Genomic DNA, 14,437 nt, shown 5'->3' with positions numbered 1-14,437 from the left:
GGTTTTGCCTGACAAACCGAGTCGCCACCCTCGCGAGCAAGCCCGCTCCCACAGGTCAAATCAATAAGCCCTGACGCTCGATAAACGCCACGATGGTGTCCAGGCCATGCCCGGTCTTCTGGTTGCTGAACACAAATGGCTTGTCGCCGCGCATGCGCTTGGTGTCACTGTCCATCAGTTCCAGCGATGCACCCACCAGTGGCGCCAGGTCGATTTTGTTGATCACCAGCAAGTCGGATTTGCAAATCCCCGGTCCGCCCTTGCGCGGTAGCTTGTCCCCGGCGGAGACGTCGATCACATAGATCGTCAGGTCGGACAGTTCCGGGCTAAAGGTAGCCGACAAGTTATCCCCACCCGATTCCACCAGAATCAGGTCAAGCCCCGGAAAACGCCGGTTCAGTTGATCCACGGCCTCCAGATTGATCGAGGCATCTTCGCGAATCGCCGTGTGCGGGCAGCCGCCGGTTTCCACGCCGATGATCCGCTCGGGTGCCAGCGCCTCGTTACGCACCAGAAAATCGGCATCTTCACGGGTGTAGATATCGTTGGTGACGACGGCCAGGTTGTACTTTTCCCGCAGGGCCAGGCACAAGGCCAGGGTCAGCGCCGTTTTGCCGGAGCCCACCGGGCCACCGATGCCGACACGCAGAGGCTGTGTGTTCATTGCTTTCTCCTAGGAACGAAACAGGCGGCTGTACTGGCGCTCGTGGGCCATGCTCGCCAAAGACAGGCCGAAAGCGGCGCTGCCCAAGTGGGATAAGTCGAGAGTGCTGGCGTGTTGCTGGGCCTGCTGCAACGCGGGCGACAACTCGCTGGTCATGCGCTGGGCCGCTTGCTGGCCCAACGGCAGGGTTTTCATCAGCACTGCCAATTGGTTTTCCAGCCAGCTCCACAGCCAGGCGGCCAGTGCGTCCTGTGGGTCGATGGCCCATGCGCGGGCAGCCAATGCCCAGCCCAGCGCCAGATGTGGCTCACTTTGTTGGGCGAGAAACAGTCGGGCGGGCTCGTCCAGTTCCGGCAAGCCGGTGAGCAACTGCTGCAAGGAATAGCCCATTTGCCGGCTTTCCTGATGCAGCTCGCGGGTTTCACGGCTGGCACGATGCTCATCGCACAAGCGCTGCAAGGCGGCCCAGTCCTGATCCGCCGCCGCCTGGCAGTGGGCGAGCAACAGGGGCGCTTCAAATCGCGCCAGGTTGAGCAGCAATTGATCGCGAATCCAGCGCGCCGCCGTGGCCGGGTCAACCACACGGCCATTGTCGACAGCCATCTCCAGGCCTTGTGAGTAGCTGTAGCCGCCAATGGGCAGCTGCGGGCTGGCCAGGCGCAACAGCGCCCAGGCCGGATTCACAGGCGCACACCAAATTGATGCAGCTTCGGGGCGTAGTTGAAATCTTCTTCGCCGGCACGGGAGTGATGGTGACCGCCGCCATAGGCGCCGTGCTCGGGCTGAAAAGGCGCTTCAATGGCTTCGGTGCAGGCGCCCAGTTGCTCCAGCATGGCCTTGAGCACGTAGTCATCAAGCAGGCGCAGCCAGCCATCGCCCACTTGCAGGGCAACGTGGCGGTTGCCCAGGTGATAGGCGGCGCGGGTCAATTCAAAGGCATTGCTGCAGGTGACGTGCAGCAATTGTTCGGGGCTGGCGCAGACGCGCACGATGCGTCCGTCCTGGGCCTGCAGAAACTCGCCATCGACCAGCGGCGACTGGCCGCGGTCAAGGAACAGGCCGACATCTTCGCCGCTGCTGCTGAAACAGCGCAGGCGGCTTTTGCTCCGTGCTTCGAAGTTCAGGTGTAACTCGGCGCTCCACACGGGGTGGGGCTGGACTCTGCGATGAATCACCAACATCGGAAGGCTTCCTGCAATTGACGTTACCCCAGCCAGAGCAAGGGGCTTGCCAACCCGGGCCGGGGCCGCAAATGTAGGCCCAAAAAGGGTGCAGAAAGATGAAGATGTTCTAAATAAGTGCGCAGCGCTTGCCGTGGTGCACCAATCAAGTGCGCCAGCGCTTATTCGGTGCTGCCCAGGCCTTTCCAGTGCTTGAGCCCGATAAAGATAAAGCGCAGTTGCTGGCTGATCTTGGCCTGGGGCTGCAGATGGTCGGGCAGGGATTCTGCAGGCGGGTCGATCACGTCGGGCAGGGCGGCAAACACGCTTTTGACCACCAGGTCGGCGATCACGGTCAGGCCGGCGTGGTTCAGGTGCTGCAACTTGGGTTTGGAGCCCAGGTCGGCCGCCAGATCCGAGGTGATGTCTTCGCGCAGCGCGCCAATGGCCTGGCGCACCGGCTGCGAGCCGCCGTATTGCTCGCGGGCCAGAAACAGAAACTGCGAGCGGTTGGCCTCGACCACATCGAGAAAGATCCGCACCGAAGCGTTGATTACACCGCCCATAAACAGCTCGTTGTGACGTACCAGGCGAATGGTTTCGCGAAAGGTCTGGCCGACTTCACTGACCAGGGCCAGGCCCAGTTGGTCCATGTCGCTGAAGTGGCGATAAAACCCGGTGGGCACGATGCCAGCGGTCTTTGCGACTTCGCGCAGGCTCAGGCTGCCAAAGCCGCGACCCGATTCCATCAAGTGGCGGGCAGCATCCATCAGCGCAAGGCGGGTTTGTTGCTTCTGTTCGGCGCGAGGCAGCATCGGGGCTGGTATTCCAGTCAAGTACAGCGGCGCACTCTAGCAAATCGGCTTTGATGACGTCGAACGGTGTACTGCACAAATGTGGGAGCGGGCTTGCTCGCGATGCAGGCGACGCGGTCTAGCGGGTTATCGGCGGGGATGCTTTCGCGAGCAAGCCCGCTCCCACACAAACGAATGGCTTAGTTCGCATGCTGGTTGCGCTCGGCCAGGCGATCAGCGCCACCTTCAGCGACAAACTGGCTGCTTGGGGTGCGATCGTAGCCATCTTCGGCATAGCGGTTTTGTTGGTCCAGGGTGCGTTGGGCGCCGTCTTCGGCAACCGGGTCGAGGGGTTGGCTCAGGGTGCTCGATGCCGGTTGCACCATTGGGGTCGGCTCTTCATCGGCCGGCATGGCGAAGGCGTTGAAGGCCATCAGTGAAAGGGAAAGACCGAAAAGTACTGGGCGTTTCATGGTTGTGCTCCGTAGCAATGCAACTCAGTAGGGGGTGATGGCAATGCTACGCTTGGCTGCCGGATATCAAAGTTCATACGGCCAATGGTGATAATCGACAGAATTGATTGTTCAGTGCGGGAGGCTCTAGGCTGAGGTTCTTGAGATTTTTTATACGAAAGCCGTACCGGGGTTAAACCTTCCGGCGTCTTTGCCAGTCGTACATTTATGGCGTCGTAACTGGGACGTTCAGTCGAATTCAAGGAGCCGTGACATGACGCGCACCCGTAAGACCCTTGCCTGGGCAGGCGGTATTTTCGTTCTGCTGGTGGCCGTGCTGGTGGTGATCCTCGCTACCTTCGACTGGAACCGCATCAAGCCGACCATCAACAGCAAGGTCTCCGAGATCCTCCATCGGCCGTTTGCAATTAATGGCGACCTGGCTGTGCGCTGGCAGCGTGAAGAGGACGAGGGCGGCTGGCGCGCCTGGGTGCCGTGGCCCCATGTGATCGCCCAGGACCTGACCCTGGGTAACCCCGAATGGGCGAAAAACCCGCAAATGGCCAGCTTGAAAAAGGTCGAGCTGCGCCTGTCGCCGCTGGCCTTGCTGAGCCAAACCGTGGATATCCCGCGTATCAACCTGACCGAGCCCAGCGCCAGCCTTGAGCGCCTGGCCGATGGCCGGGCGAACTGGACCTTTACCTTCGACCCCAAGGACCCGAACGCCGAGCCTTCGGCCTGGACGGTGGACATCGGTGCCATCGGTTTCGACAAGGGCCATGTGACCCTCAATGACCAGACCCTGAAAACCCAACTGGACGTGCTGATCGATTCGCTGGGCAAGCCCATCCCGTTCAGCGAGATCGTCGGCGAAACAGATGCGAAAAAGGCTCAGGAGAAGGGCAGCACGCCACAGGACTATGCCTTCGCCCTCAAGGTCAAAGGCCAGTACCACGGCCAGAAGCTCAACGGCAGCGGCAAAATTGGCGGCCTGTTGGCATTGCAGGACGCTACCCAGCCTTTCCCGTTGCAAGCGCAGGTCAGCGTTGCCGACAGCCATGTGGAACTGGCAGGCACCTTGACCGATCCCCTCAATCTGGGCGCGCTGGACCTGCGCCTGAAACTGGCCGGCACCAGCCTGAGCAACCTGTATCCGTTGACCGGCGTGACCCTGCCGGATTCGCCGCCGTACTCCACCGACGGCCATCTGACCGCCAAACTGCGTGAAGCCAGTGGCGCGACCTTCAGCTATGAAAACTTCAACGGCAAGATCGGCAGCAGTGATATCCACGGCGATCTCAAATACGTGGCCAGCCAGCCACGGCCCAAGCTGAGCGGCAAGCTGGTGTCCAACCAGTTGCTGATGGCTGACCTGGGACCGTTGATCGGTGCCGACTCCAACGCCAAGCAAAAGGCCCGCGGCGGCGAGAGCAAACAGCCCGCAGGCAAGGTGCTGCCGGTCGAGGAATTTCGCACCGAACGCTGGCGCGACATGGACGCCGACGTCGAACTCACCGGCAAACGCATCGTGCAAAGCGCCGAACTGCCCTTTACCGACCTCTACACCCATGTGGTGCTCAATGATGGCGAACTGAGCCTGGAGCCGCTGCGCTTTGGCGTGGCGGGCGGCAAGCTGGATGCGCAAATCCGCCTGAACGGCCGTGCCGCGCCCTTGAAAGGCAGCGCGAAGCTGACCGCGCGCAACTTCAAGCTCAAGCAACTGTTCCCGACCTTTGAACCGATGAAAACCAGCTTCGGCGAACTCAATGGCGATGCCACGCTTGCCGGCACTGGCAACTCGGTGGCCAAGTTGCTGGGCACCTCCAACGGTGATGTGAAGATGATCATCAATGACGGCGCTATCAGCCGCAGCTTGATGGAAATTGCCGGTCTTAACGTAGGCAACTACGTTGTAGGCAAAATCTTTGGCGACGAAGACGTCAAGATCAACTGTGCGGCGGCAGATCTGGGGATCAAGAACGGGCTGGCCAGTACCCGTTTGTTTGTGTTCGATACCGAGAACGCGATTATCTACATCGACGGTACGGTCAACCTGGCCACCGAGCAGCTGGACTTGAAAATCACCCCGGAATCCAAAGGGCTGCGCCTGTTTTCGCTGCGTTCGCCGCTGTATGTGCGCGGTACCTTTGCCAACCCGTCAGCGGGTGTGCAGGCCGTGCCGTTGCTGTTGCGCGGTGCCGGCATGGTGGCGTTGGGTGTGATTGCAGGGCCGGCGGCGGGGCTGCTGGCGTTGGTTGCGCCGAGCGGTGGCGAACCCAACCAGTGCGCACCGCTGCTGCAACAAATGCAGCAGGGCAAGGTGCCGAAGACGGTGAAGTAAGAACAGCCCCTTACCTTGTAGATGGCAGCTGCTTTTGTGGGAGCTGGCTTGCCTGCGATGCAGGCGCTGCGGTGTGACAGGCGCACCGCGCTGACGCCATCGCGAGCAAGCCCGCTCCCACGGGGTTATGTCGTGCAGGTTTTGCGCAACGGCGTAGTCCAGCGCTCCGACAGAATCACCCCGCCCAGGGTCAGCGCCCCGCCAATCAGGTGATAGGTATGTAACTGCTCCTTGAGCACCACAGCCGCAATCAGCGCAGTAATCAGCGGCAGCAGGTTGAAAAACAGCGTGGTACGGCTCGGGCCTAGCGTGGCCACAGCTTTCATCCAGGCCAGCGGTGCGATCATCGACGCCAGCACGCAGGCGTAAAGCACCAGCCCGATGTTATGCACCGTTGGCCCGACCTTCGGTGAGGCCAGGTACAGCGGAAACAACACCACAATCGCCACCAGCACTTGCAGATACAGCATCTGCAGCGGCGGCAGGCGCAGCTGCCATTTTTTCAGCAAGGTGCTGTAAATCGCATAGGCCAGGGTCGCGACCAGCATCATCGCGTCGCCCAGGTTCAGGCCGTGATCGAGCAAGGCCGCCAGGCTACCGCTGGAGACCACCACCAGCACCCCGACAAATGACACGATGGCGCCCACCAGGGCCCCGGCCGTCAGGCGCTGGCCCAGGCTGATGATCGACATGCTCAGCACCATCAGTGGCATCAATGACAGGATAATGCCCATATTGGTCGCCGATGTACGCGCTGCAGCGTAGTAGGCCAGGCTCTGGTACACCGCCATGCCCAGCACGCCCAGGATGAAAATCTTGCCCAGGTTGGGGCGGATAACTGACCAGTTGGCCATCACCGGTTTGAGCATAAACGGAGTAAACAGCAGGCCTGCCAGCAGCCAGCGATAAAAGCCGATCTCGGACGGGAAGATCGCTCCCACCGCCAGTTTGTTGATAACGGTATTGCCGGCCCAGATAAAAATGGCCAGTAGCGGGTAAGCGTATTGCATCAGTGACAACCACAGGATTAATGAGCGGCGATTATCCGCCTGTCTGTCTGCAAGCCTATACTGCGATCCAGCCAACCTCACCCCGAATCCAGACAGCATGCGCAAGAATCTGATCAACGTCCCCGAGTTCGACGGCCTGCCGGCACCGGTTTACTTTCGCTATGCCGAGATCGAAGCCCACAGCCATGCCGTGCCCCACGCCCATGCCTGGGGCTCGCTGGACTATGTGGCCCACGGGGTGATGCGTTTTGAAGTCGATGGCCGGCGTTTTATGTCGCCACCGCAATACGCCGTCTGGGTGCCGCCCAACACTGAGCACAGTGCCTACAACGCCCAGGCGATTGTTTACCGTTCGGTGTATCTGGATGCCGTGCACTGCCAGCATTTGCCGAGCACTCCGGTCACCTTGGCCATCAGCGATATTTTGAAGGCCATTCTCAGCGACTTTGCCCGCCGCGATATCAATATCCCACGCAGCGATGCCGATATCAGGCTGGCCCAGGTGCTGGTCGATCAGTTGCGCCAGGCGCCGGTGCATCAGTGCTTCTTGCCGTATGCCAGCCATCCGGGCCTGTTGCTGGTGCTGGAAGCGCTGCAGCAGGCGCCGGGTGATAACCGCCCGCTGGGCCAGTGGGCGCAACAGGTGCATGTCAGTGAGCGCACGCTGGCGCGGCTGTTTGTACGGGAGCTGGGCATGAGCTTTGGCGAGTGGCGCCAGCGCCTGCGGTTTCTGGCCGCGATCGAGGCGCTGGAGTCGGGGCGCAGCGTGCAGGACGTGGGCTTCGACCTGGGGTACAGCACCTCTTCGGCGTTTATTGCGATGTTTGCGCGTCAGGCAGGTTGCACCCCGGAACAGTACCGGCGTCAGGCACGGGTGTTGTAACAAAGTTTGTCTACACTTCAGTGAATCGCGCTGCATATGGCGCGCCAACAAGGAGAAAACTCCATGAAGATGCTGCGTGTTCCTCTGCTGATGATCGGCCTGCTCCTGTGTTCCCAGGGTTTTGCGGCCACTGCCCAACAAAACAAAATGACCACCTGTAACGCTGACGCCAGTGCCAAGACCCTCAAGGGCGATGAGCGCAAAGCTTTTATGAGCACCTGCCTCAAGGCTAAACCGGCTACGCAGCAAGACAAGATGAAAACCTGCAATGCCACTGCAGGCACCCAGGCCCTCAAGGGCGATGCACGCAAAGCCTTTATGAGTGATTGCCTGAAGAAAAAATGATCGGCACTGTGGGAGCGGGCTTGCTCGCGATGGCCTCACTGCGGTTTACCTGACAGATCGCAGCGCCTGGATCGCGAGCAAGCCCGCTCCCACAGGGTGTATGCCCGTCCGCCAGTCACAAATTCTAGTGCTGATAGCTGAAGGCTGGCAGACTGCCTGTCCTTCTACGCTGTCAGTTTTGAGGCTGTATGCCATCGTTTTCTCAGCGTCACATCGTCCTGGCCAGTTACATCATCATGGCTGGCGGCCTGCTATTGGTTTTTCCGTTGCGTTTGTTGCCCAGCCTGCTGGCCGGGTTGTTGGTGTTCGAGCTGGTCAATATGCTGACCCCGCAGTTGCAACGCCTGATCGCCGGGCGCCGTGCGCGCTGGCTGGCGGTGGCGCTGCTGGGCACCGTAATCGTCAGCGTGCTGGCATTGATCTTTGCCGGTGCCATCAGCTTTTTGCTGCATGAAGCCGAAAACCCCGGCGCATCCCTGAACAAGTTCATGGTGGTCGTCGACCGGGCGCGGGGGCAGTTACCGCCGTTTCTGGACAGCTACTTGCCGGCCAGTGCCGCCGAGTTTCGGATTGCCATCGGCGAATGGATGAACAAGCACCTCAGCGATCTGCAACTGGTGGGCAAAGACGCCGCGCACATGTTCGTCACCCTGCTGATCGGCATGGTGCTGGGCGCGATCATTGCTTTGCAGCGCATCCCCGATATCAGCCGGCGCAAGCCGCTGTCGGCAGCGCTGTTCGAGCGTCTGCACCTGCTGGTGCAGGCTTTTCGCAATATCGTGTTTGCGCAAATCAAGATCGCCCTGCTCAACACCGCGTTTACCGCAGTGTTCCTGGCGGTGGTCCTGCCGCTGCTGGGGGTGCATCTGCCGCTGACCAAGACCCTGATCGTGCTGACCTTCCTGTTGGGCTTGCTGCCCGTGATCGGCAACCTGATTTCCAACACCCTGATCACCATCGTCGGTTTGTCGTTGTCGATCTGGGTGGCGATAGGGGCGCTGGGTTACCTGATTGTTATCCACAAGCTGGAATACTTTCTCAATGCCAAGATCGTCGGCGGGCAAATCAGTGCCAAGTCGTGGGAGTTGCTGCTGGCGATGCTGGTCTTCGAGGCAGCCTTCGGCCTGCCGGGCGTGGTGGCGGGGCCGATCTACTATGCGTATTTGAAGAGTGAACTGAAGCAGGTGGGGTTGGTTTAACGCAAATCCTGTAGCAGCTGCCGCAGGAACGAGGCTGCGTCCGGCGACGAAGTCGTCGCAAAAACAGGCGCTGCAGTGTGCCAGTTCAACCTGGTTCTCAGGGTTTACGACGGCTACGCCGCCGGACGCAGCCTCGTTCCTGCGGCAGCTGCTACAGAGCCCGGGCTTAGCCGTAACGCTTTTTAGCCTCAATCGCCAAACCGCTGCCGATGCTGCCGAAAATGTTGCCTTCAACATGCTGGGCATTGGGCAGCATGGCCGCGACGCTCTGGCGCAAGGCCGGAATCCCGCTCGAACCACCGGTGAAGAACACCGTGTCCACCTGCTCGACACCCACGCCGGCATTGCCCAGCAATTGCGTCACACTGTTGCGGATGCGTTCCAGCTGGTTGTCGATGGACTCTTCAAACATTGCCCGGCTCAGGTTTACGCTCAGGCCCGCTTCGACCCGGTCCAGCGGCACATGGCGGCTGTCGTTGTGGGTCAGTTCGATCTTGGTCTGCTCGATTTCCATCGCCAGCCAATGCCCTGCGCGCTGTTCGATCAACTTGAACAGACGGTCGATACCGCCGGTGTCTTCGATGTCGTAGCGCATGCTGCCCAGCGACAGCTGGGATTTTTGCGAGTACACCGAGTTGATGGTGTGCCAGGTCGCCAGGTTCATGTGATGGCTGGTGGGCATGTAGGCACCGCTTTTCATGCGGCTGCCGTAGCCGAACAATGGCATTACGCCTTGCAGGCTCAGCTGTTTGTCGAAGTCGGTACCGCCCACGTGTACACCGCCGGTGGCGAGGATGTCGTCCTGGCGGTTGTCCAGGCCACGGCGCTCGGGCGACAGGCGTACCAGCGAGAAGTCGGAAGTACCACCGCCGATATCGACAATCAGCACCAGTTCTTCGCGCTCAATGGTGGACTCGTAGTCGAAGGCCGCCGCGATCGGTTCGTACTGAAAGGACACTTCCTTGAAGCCGATGGCGCGGGCCACGTCCGTCAGGGTGTTTTCGGCTTCCTGGTCGGCCAGGGGGTCGTCGTCGACGAAAAACACCGGGCGGCCCAGTACCACTTCTTCGAATTCACGACCGGCGGTCGCTTCGGCGCGCTTTTTCAGCTGGGCGATAAACAGCCCCAGCAGGTCCTTGAACGGCATCGCCGTGCCCAGAACGCTGGTGTCGTGCTTGATCAGCTTGGAGCCCAGCAGGCTCTTGAGCGAGCGCATCAGGCGGCCTTCGTAGCCTTCCAGGTACTCATGCAGCGCCAGACGGCCGTACACCGGGCGGCGTTCTTCCATATTGAAGAACACCACCGAGGGCAGGGTGATCTTGTCGTCCTCCAGCGCAATGAGGGTTTCCACGCCTGGACGCAGCCAGCCGACGGTGGAGTTGGACGTGCCGAAGTCGATACCGCAGGCACGTGCTGGAGTGGCGCTTTTCATGTCTTTCGTGTTCCGGTTAAAAAACGGCCGCGCAGTGTATGCCAGACCGCCACAGAATCGAAGCACGACTAATCGTTAAATCGCAGGTTTTAATCCACTTGAAAGACTATCCTTGATCCCCAAACTTCCAGTCATTGGCTTGGTAGTTGGCAGGCGATTGTGTGAAGCCCGTAGGCTGCCGATAAACTTTTGCAGCGCTGTTCTTGAGATCGGTCAAACGACAGGCTGGCCAACCGGAGCATTCTGGGTGGTCGCAGCAGCGCCATATTGATAACGGATGGTGATCCTTACATGGACTTCAAAGACTATTACAAGATCCTGGATGTCGAGCCCACGGCTGACGACAAGGCGATCAAGACCGCCTATCGCAAGCTGGCGCGCAAATATCACCCGGATGTGAGCAAGGAAAAGGACGCCGAGGCTAAGTTCAAGGACGTCAACGAAGCGTATGAAGCACTGAAAAGTGCCGATAAACGCGCCGAATACGATGAAATTCGTAAATATGGCCAGCATGGCCAGCCGTTCCAGGGCCCGCCGGGGTGGCAGGGTCATTCCAGTGGTGGCTTCGAGGACTCGGGCGATTTCTCGGACTTCTTCAGCTCGATCTTCGGTTCGCGCGGTGGTGGCTTTGGTGGGCAATCAGGCCGCAGTGCGGGCCGTCGCGGGCAGGATGTAGAAATGGAATTGCCGATTTTTCTTGAAGAAACCCTGTCGGGCGAGTCGAAGCCGATCAGCTTCCAGATTGGTGGCGTCAGCAAGACCCTGAACGTGAAGATCCCGGCCGGTGTGACCGACGGCGAACGTATCCGCCTCAAGGGCCAGGGTGGTCCGGGCGTGGGTGGCGGGGCCAATGGTGATCTGTACCTGATCATCCGCTTTGCGCCGCATCCGAAGTTTGACGTGGAAGGTCACGACCTGGTCATCACCGTGCCGCTGGCACCGTGGGAAGCTGCGTTGGGTACCAAGGTGGCGATCCCGACCCTGACCAGCAAGGTGATGATGACCATTCGCCCTGACAGCCAGAGCGGTCAGCGCATGCGTATCAAGGGCCACGGCCTGGTCGACAAGAAAGGCCAGCGTGGTGATTTGTATGCGCAGCTGAAAGTGGTCATGCCGACCCATAGCGACGAGGCCAGCAAAGCCCTGTGGCAAGAGCTTGCCGACAAAGCAGCATTTGATCCGAGAGCCCAATGGAGTAACTGATCATGAGCAGCACCCTGATCGTTCAGCTGGACATGGAAAGGTTCTGCGAAGAGGCCAATATCCCGGCCACTTACGTGATAGAGATTGTCGAACACGGAATTATCGAACCTCAGGGCCGCACGCCTGACGTGTGGCGCTTTGAAGACTACGAACTGGTTATCGCCAGGCGTGCGGCCAAGCTGCGCGATGATCTGCAGATGGAGTGGGAAGGTGTGGCGCTGGCGCTGGACCTGATTGATGAGGTTCAGCAATTGCGTGCTGAAAATCAGCGATTGAAGCAGCAGTTGGGGCGGTTTGTGGCGCAATAGATGAAGCCTGCTGCCACAGGCGCTGTGGGAGCTGGCTTGCCTGCGATGCAGACGCTGCGGTGAGTCAGGCAGGTTGGGGTGATGCTATCGCGAGCAAGCCCGCTCCCACATGGATGGGCATCGCAAAACCTGTGGGAGCTGGCTTGCCTGCGATGCAGACGCTGCGGTGAGTCAGCCAGGTGGGGGTGATGCTATCGCGAGCAAGCCCGCTCCCACATGGATGGGCATCGTAAAACCTGTGGGAGCTGGCTTGCCTGCGATGCAGGCGCTGCGGTGAGTCAGGCAGGTGGGGGTGATGCTATCGCGAGCAAGCCCGCTCCCACATGGATGGGCATCGCAAAACCTGTGGGAGCTGGCTTGCCTGCGATGCAGACGCTGCGGTGAGTCAGCCAGGTGGGGGTGATGCTATCGCGAGCAAGCCCGCTCCCACATGGATGGGCATCGTAAAACCTGTGGGAGCTGGCTTGCCTGCGATGCAGACGCTGCGGTGAGTCAGGCAGGTTGAAGTGATGCTATCGCGAGCAAGCCCGCTCCCACATGGATGGGCATCGTAAAACCTGTGGGAGCTGGCTTGCCTGCGATGCAGGCGCTGCGGTGAGTCAGGCAGGTTGGGGTGATGCTATCGCGAGCAAGCCCGCTCCCACATGGATGGGCATCGTAAAACCTGTGGGAGCTGGCTTGCCTGCGATGCAGGCGCTGCGGTGAGTCAGGCAGGTTGGGGTGATGCTATCGCGAGCAAGCCCGCTCCCACATGGATGGGCATCGCAAAACCTGTGGGAGCTGGCTTGCCTGCGATGCAGATGCTGCGGTGAGTCAGGCAGGTTGGGGTGATGCTATCGCGAGCAAGCCCGCTCCCACATGGATGGGCATCGTAAAACCTGTGGGAGCTGGCTTGCCTGCGATGCAGGCGCTGCGGTGAGTCAGGCAGGTTGAAGTGATGCTATCGCGAGCAAGCCCGCTCCCACATGGATGGGCATCGTAAAGCCTGTGGGAGCTGGCTTGCCTGCGATGCAGGCGCTGCGGTGAGTCAGGCAGGTGGGGGTGATGCTATCGCGAGCAAGCCCGCTCCCACATGGATGGGCATCGTAAAGCCTGTGGGAGCTGGCTTGCCTGCGATGCAGGCGCTGCGGTGAGTCAGGCAGGTGGGGGTGATGCTATCGCGAGCAAGCCCGCTCCCACATGGATGGGCATCGCAAAACCTGTGGGAGCTGGCTTGCCTGCGATGCAGACGCTGCGGTGAGTCAGCCAGGTGGGGGTGATGCTATCGCGAGCAAGCCCGCTCCCACATGGATGGGCATCGTAAAACCTGTGGGAGCTGGCTTGCCTGCGATGCAGACGCTGCGGTGAGTCAGGCAGGTTGAAGTGATGCTATCGCGAGCAGGCCCGTTCCCACATGGATGGCTTTTGCACATGCCTCAGGCGTTTTTGGGCAACACCACCGTAAACGTCGTGCCCTCGGCTTCGGTCGAGGTCACGTCGATACGGCCCCCGTGCGCGTCCACCACTTCCTTGATGATAAACAGCCCCAAGCCCAGGCTGGTCGACGTACCCGGCTGGCTCAGGTCTTCGCTCGGGCTGCGCACCAGCGGGTCGAACAGGGTGCCGATGGCATCCTCGGCGATGGGCATGCCGACGTTGTGCACGCGCAAGGTCACCGCTTCGCTGTCCCCGCTCAGGTGCAAGGTCACCTTGCCCCGGCGCGCCCCGTGCTGCAGGGCGTTGCCGATCAGGTTTTGCAGCAGTTGCCCCAACCGCCGCGGGTCCCAGTGCCCTTGCACATCACCCTCGACCTGCAGCGTCGGGGCGCAATCCGGTTGCCCGGCGCAGGCTTCGTCCAGCGCCGCCTGGCAGGCCTGGCCCAGGTCCATCGCCCGCGGCTCGATCGGCAGGCTGGTGCCCAGGCGGCTGCGCACGAACTCCAGCAAATCATTGACCATCGCGCCCATGTGCCGAGCGCCATTCTTGATCGCCAGCAGATAAGGCTGCGCCACAGGATCGAGGCGGGTTTTGCGTTCAAGCATTTCGCTGGACATGCTCACCGCCTGCAACGGTGCGCGCAGGTCATGACCCAGGATGGCAAGGAAGATGTCCCGCGAGCGGTTGACCTGTTCGGCATAGGCCGCCGTGGATTCGGCCAGTGCCTGGTCGATGGCTTCGTTGAAGCGGATCATGTCCTGCATATGCGAGAGGGCGGGTGCGTCGATGCTGGCAACCCACAAGCGGATCACGCAGGCGCGCAAATGGCGGAATTCCGAAGTCATCTGCACCAGGTCAAAGCCCACCGTGTGCCGCAACTCACCGTGGCTGGCGGCGGCTTCGTCCAGGGCCGGGCTGGTTTCGGGGCCTTCGCCCTCGGCCTTGGCCTGCTGCTCGCTGGCGGTTTGGGCGGTGTTCATGTCCCGCGAGGCAGCCAGCAGGATTTCCCTGGCATGGTCGCGCAGCGCCACGCTGTTCATGGTCTCGGCTGCCGGGGTGATGGTCTCGGCAAACTGCTCCCATTCATCGACGATACGGTCAACATTGAGCACGATGAATTCAGATAGGCCCATGACCCCACATACCTTGCTGCAAGAGCGGTTGTAATGAAAAGTGACGCATCTTAACGTCAATTCCGTATTTTCAATACAACCGCCAATCCCCTGCAAA

General features: G+C 60.6%; 14 protein-coding genes. 6 read left to right on the top strand and 8 right to left on the bottom strand.

The window, feature by feature from the left end; all coding sequences use genetic code 11:
• Positions 1-55: 55 nt before the first annotated feature.
• The 5 genes from ureG to BFC21_RS15855 form a co-directional block, all read right to left on the bottom strand.
• Positions 56-664 (bottom strand): urease accessory protein UreG, encoded by a 609-nt coding sequence (ureG, locus tag BFC21_RS15875; RefSeq protein ID WP_016783337.1) that lies wholly within the window; start codon positions 662-664, stop codon positions 56-58.
• A 9-nt stretch (positions 665-673) separates the two neighbouring features.
• Positions 674-1,348: an urease accessory protein UreF gene (locus tag BFC21_RS15870; RefSeq protein ID WP_088378329.1), complete on the bottom strand. Its 675-nt coding sequence runs from the start codon at positions 1,346-1,348 to the stop codon at positions 674-676.
• A complete protein-coding gene (gene ureE / locus BFC21_RS15865; protein ID WP_088378328.1) occupies positions 1,345-1,845 on the bottom strand; it encodes an urease accessory protein UreE in 501 nt (166 codons plus the stop codon). The genes BFC21_RS15870 and ureE overlap by 4 nt, the downstream gene beginning before the upstream one ends.
• Positions 1,846-2,006: 161 nt before the next feature.
• Positions 2,007-2,639, bottom strand: a complete 633-nt coding sequence (locus BFC21_RS15860) for a TetR family transcriptional regulator (RefSeq protein WP_088378327.1) — start codon at positions 2,637-2,639, stop codon at positions 2,007-2,009.
• Between the two features lie 179 nt (positions 2,640-2,818).
• Entirely contained in the window at positions 2,819-3,091 is a 273-nt protein-coding gene (locus tag BFC21_RS15855; RefSeq protein ID WP_088378326.1) for a hypothetical protein, read from the bottom strand.
• A gap of 253 nt (positions 3,092-3,344) precedes the next feature.
• Between BFC21_RS15855 and BFC21_RS15850 the strand changes: the two genes are divergently transcribed.
• On the top strand, positions 3,345-5,411 hold the full coding sequence (locus tag BFC21_RS15850) for an AsmA family protein (RefSeq protein ID WP_088378325.1): 2,067 nt from the start codon (positions 3,345-3,347) through the stop codon (positions 5,409-5,411).
• 125 nt (positions 5,412-5,536) lie between these two features.
• Here BFC21_RS15850 and BFC21_RS15840 read toward each other — a convergent pair whose 3' ends face one another.
• Positions 5,537-6,421: a DMT family transporter gene (locus tag BFC21_RS15840; RefSeq protein WP_088378324.1), complete on the bottom strand. Its 885-nt coding sequence runs from the start codon at positions 6,419-6,421 to the stop codon at positions 5,537-5,539.
• A gap of 97 nt (positions 6,422-6,518) precedes the next feature.
• On the opposite strand from BFC21_RS15840, the gene BFC21_RS15835 reads away from it, so the two are divergent.
• The 3 genes from BFC21_RS15835 to BFC21_RS15825 all read left to right on the top strand — a co-directional run bounded on the left by BFC21_RS15835 (position 6,519) and on the right by BFC21_RS15825 (position 8,848).
• Entirely contained in the window at positions 6,519-7,304 is a 786-nt protein-coding gene (locus BFC21_RS15835) for a helix-turn-helix transcriptional regulator (protein ID WP_088378323.1), read from the top strand.
• Positions 7,305-7,367: 63 nt separating this feature from the next.
• A complete protein-coding gene (locus BFC21_RS15830; RefSeq protein ID WP_016783345.1) occupies positions 7,368-7,649 on the top strand; it encodes a PsiF family protein in 282 nt (93 codons plus the stop codon).
• Positions 7,650-7,837: 188 nt separating this feature from the next.
• A complete protein-coding gene (locus BFC21_RS15825) occupies positions 7,838-8,848 on the top strand; it encodes an AI-2E family transporter (protein WP_086799013.1) in 1,011 nt (336 codons plus the stop codon).
• Positions 8,849-9,014: 166 nt separating this feature from the next.
• On the opposite strand, the gene BFC21_RS15820 is transcribed toward BFC21_RS15825, so the two are convergent.
• A complete protein-coding gene (locus BFC21_RS15820) occupies positions 9,015-10,280 on the bottom strand; it encodes an Hsp70 family protein (protein ID WP_088378322.1) in 1,266 nt (421 codons plus the stop codon).
• Between the two features lie 291 nt (positions 10,281-10,571).
• On the opposite strand from BFC21_RS15820, the gene cbpA reads away from it, so the two are divergent.
• Positions 10,572-11,483, top strand: coding sequence for a curved DNA-binding protein (cbpA, locus tag BFC21_RS15815; RefSeq protein WP_120266349.1), 912 nt, complete (start codon positions 10,572-10,574; stop codon positions 11,481-11,483).
• A gap of 2 nt (positions 11,484-11,485) precedes the next feature.
• Positions 11,486-11,791: a chaperone modulator CbpM gene (locus tag BFC21_RS15810; RefSeq protein WP_088378320.1), complete on the top strand. Its 306-nt coding sequence runs from the start codon at positions 11,486-11,488 to the stop codon at positions 11,789-11,791.
• A 1,415-nt stretch (positions 11,792-13,206) separates the two neighbouring features.
• Here BFC21_RS15810 and BFC21_RS15800 read toward each other — a convergent pair.
• A complete protein-coding gene (locus BFC21_RS15800; protein WP_016783350.1) occupies positions 13,207-14,340 on the bottom strand; it encodes a sensor histidine kinase KdpD in 1,134 nt (377 codons plus the stop codon).
• Positions 14,341-14,437: the final 97 nt, after the last annotated feature.

It is taken from the genome of Pseudomonas sp. TMW 2.1634, from assembly GCF_001703595.1.
GTDB lineage: Bacteria > Pseudomonadota > Gammaproteobacteria > Pseudomonadales > Pseudomonadaceae > Aquipseudomonas > Aquipseudomonas fragi.
The sequence above is the reverse complement of the archived record's forward strand: the minus strand, read 5'-3'. Positions and strand labels throughout refer to the sequence as shown.

Excerpts from the sequence above, each read along its gene's own strand:
- BFC21_RS15800 (WP_016783350.1), bottom strand. The coding sequence starts at position 14,340 with ATGGGCCTATCTGAATTCATCGTGCTCAATGTTGACCGTATCGTCGAT.
- cbpA (WP_120266349.1), top strand. The coding sequence starts at position 10,572 with ATGGACTTCAAAGACTATTACAAGATCCTGGATGTCGAGCCCACGGCT.
- BFC21_RS15825 (WP_086799013.1), top strand. The coding sequence starts at position 7,838 with ATGCCATCGTTTTCTCAGCGTCACATCGTCCTGGCCAGTTACATCATC.
- ureG (WP_016783337.1), bottom strand. The coding sequence starts at position 664 with ATGAACACACAGCCTCTGCGTGTCGGCATCGGTGGCCCGGTGGGCTCC.
- ureE (WP_088378328.1), bottom strand. The coding sequence starts at position 1,845 with ATGTTGGTGATTCATCGCAGAGTCCAGCCCCACCCCGTGTGGAGCGCC.
- BFC21_RS15850 (WP_088378325.1), top strand. The coding sequence starts at position 3,345 with ATGACGCGCACCCGTAAGACCCTTGCCTGGGCAGGCGGTATTTTCGTT.
- BFC21_RS15860 (WP_088378327.1), bottom strand. The coding sequence starts at position 2,639 with ATGCTGCCTCGCGCCGAACAGAAGCAACAAACCCGCCTTGCGCTGATG.
- BFC21_RS15810 (WP_088378320.1), top strand. The coding sequence starts at position 11,486 with ATGAGCAGCACCCTGATCGTTCAGCTGGACATGGAAAGGTTCTGCGAA.
- BFC21_RS15835 (WP_088378323.1), top strand. The coding sequence starts at position 6,519 with ATGCGCAAGAATCTGATCAACGTCCCCGAGTTCGACGGCCTGCCGGCA.
- BFC21_RS15830 (WP_016783345.1), top strand. The coding sequence starts at position 7,368 with ATGAAGATGCTGCGTGTTCCTCTGCTGATGATCGGCCTGCTCCTGTGT.
- BFC21_RS15840 (WP_088378324.1), bottom strand. The coding sequence starts at position 6,421 with ATGCAATACGCTTACCCGCTACTGGCCATTTTTATCTGGGCCGGCAAT.
- BFC21_RS15820 (WP_088378322.1), bottom strand. The coding sequence starts at position 10,280 with ATGAAAAGCGCCACTCCAGCACGTGCCTGCGGTATCGACTTCGGCACG.
- BFC21_RS15855 (WP_088378326.1), bottom strand. The coding sequence starts at position 3,091 with ATGAAACGCCCAGTACTTTTCGGTCTTTCCCTTTCACTGATGGCCTTC.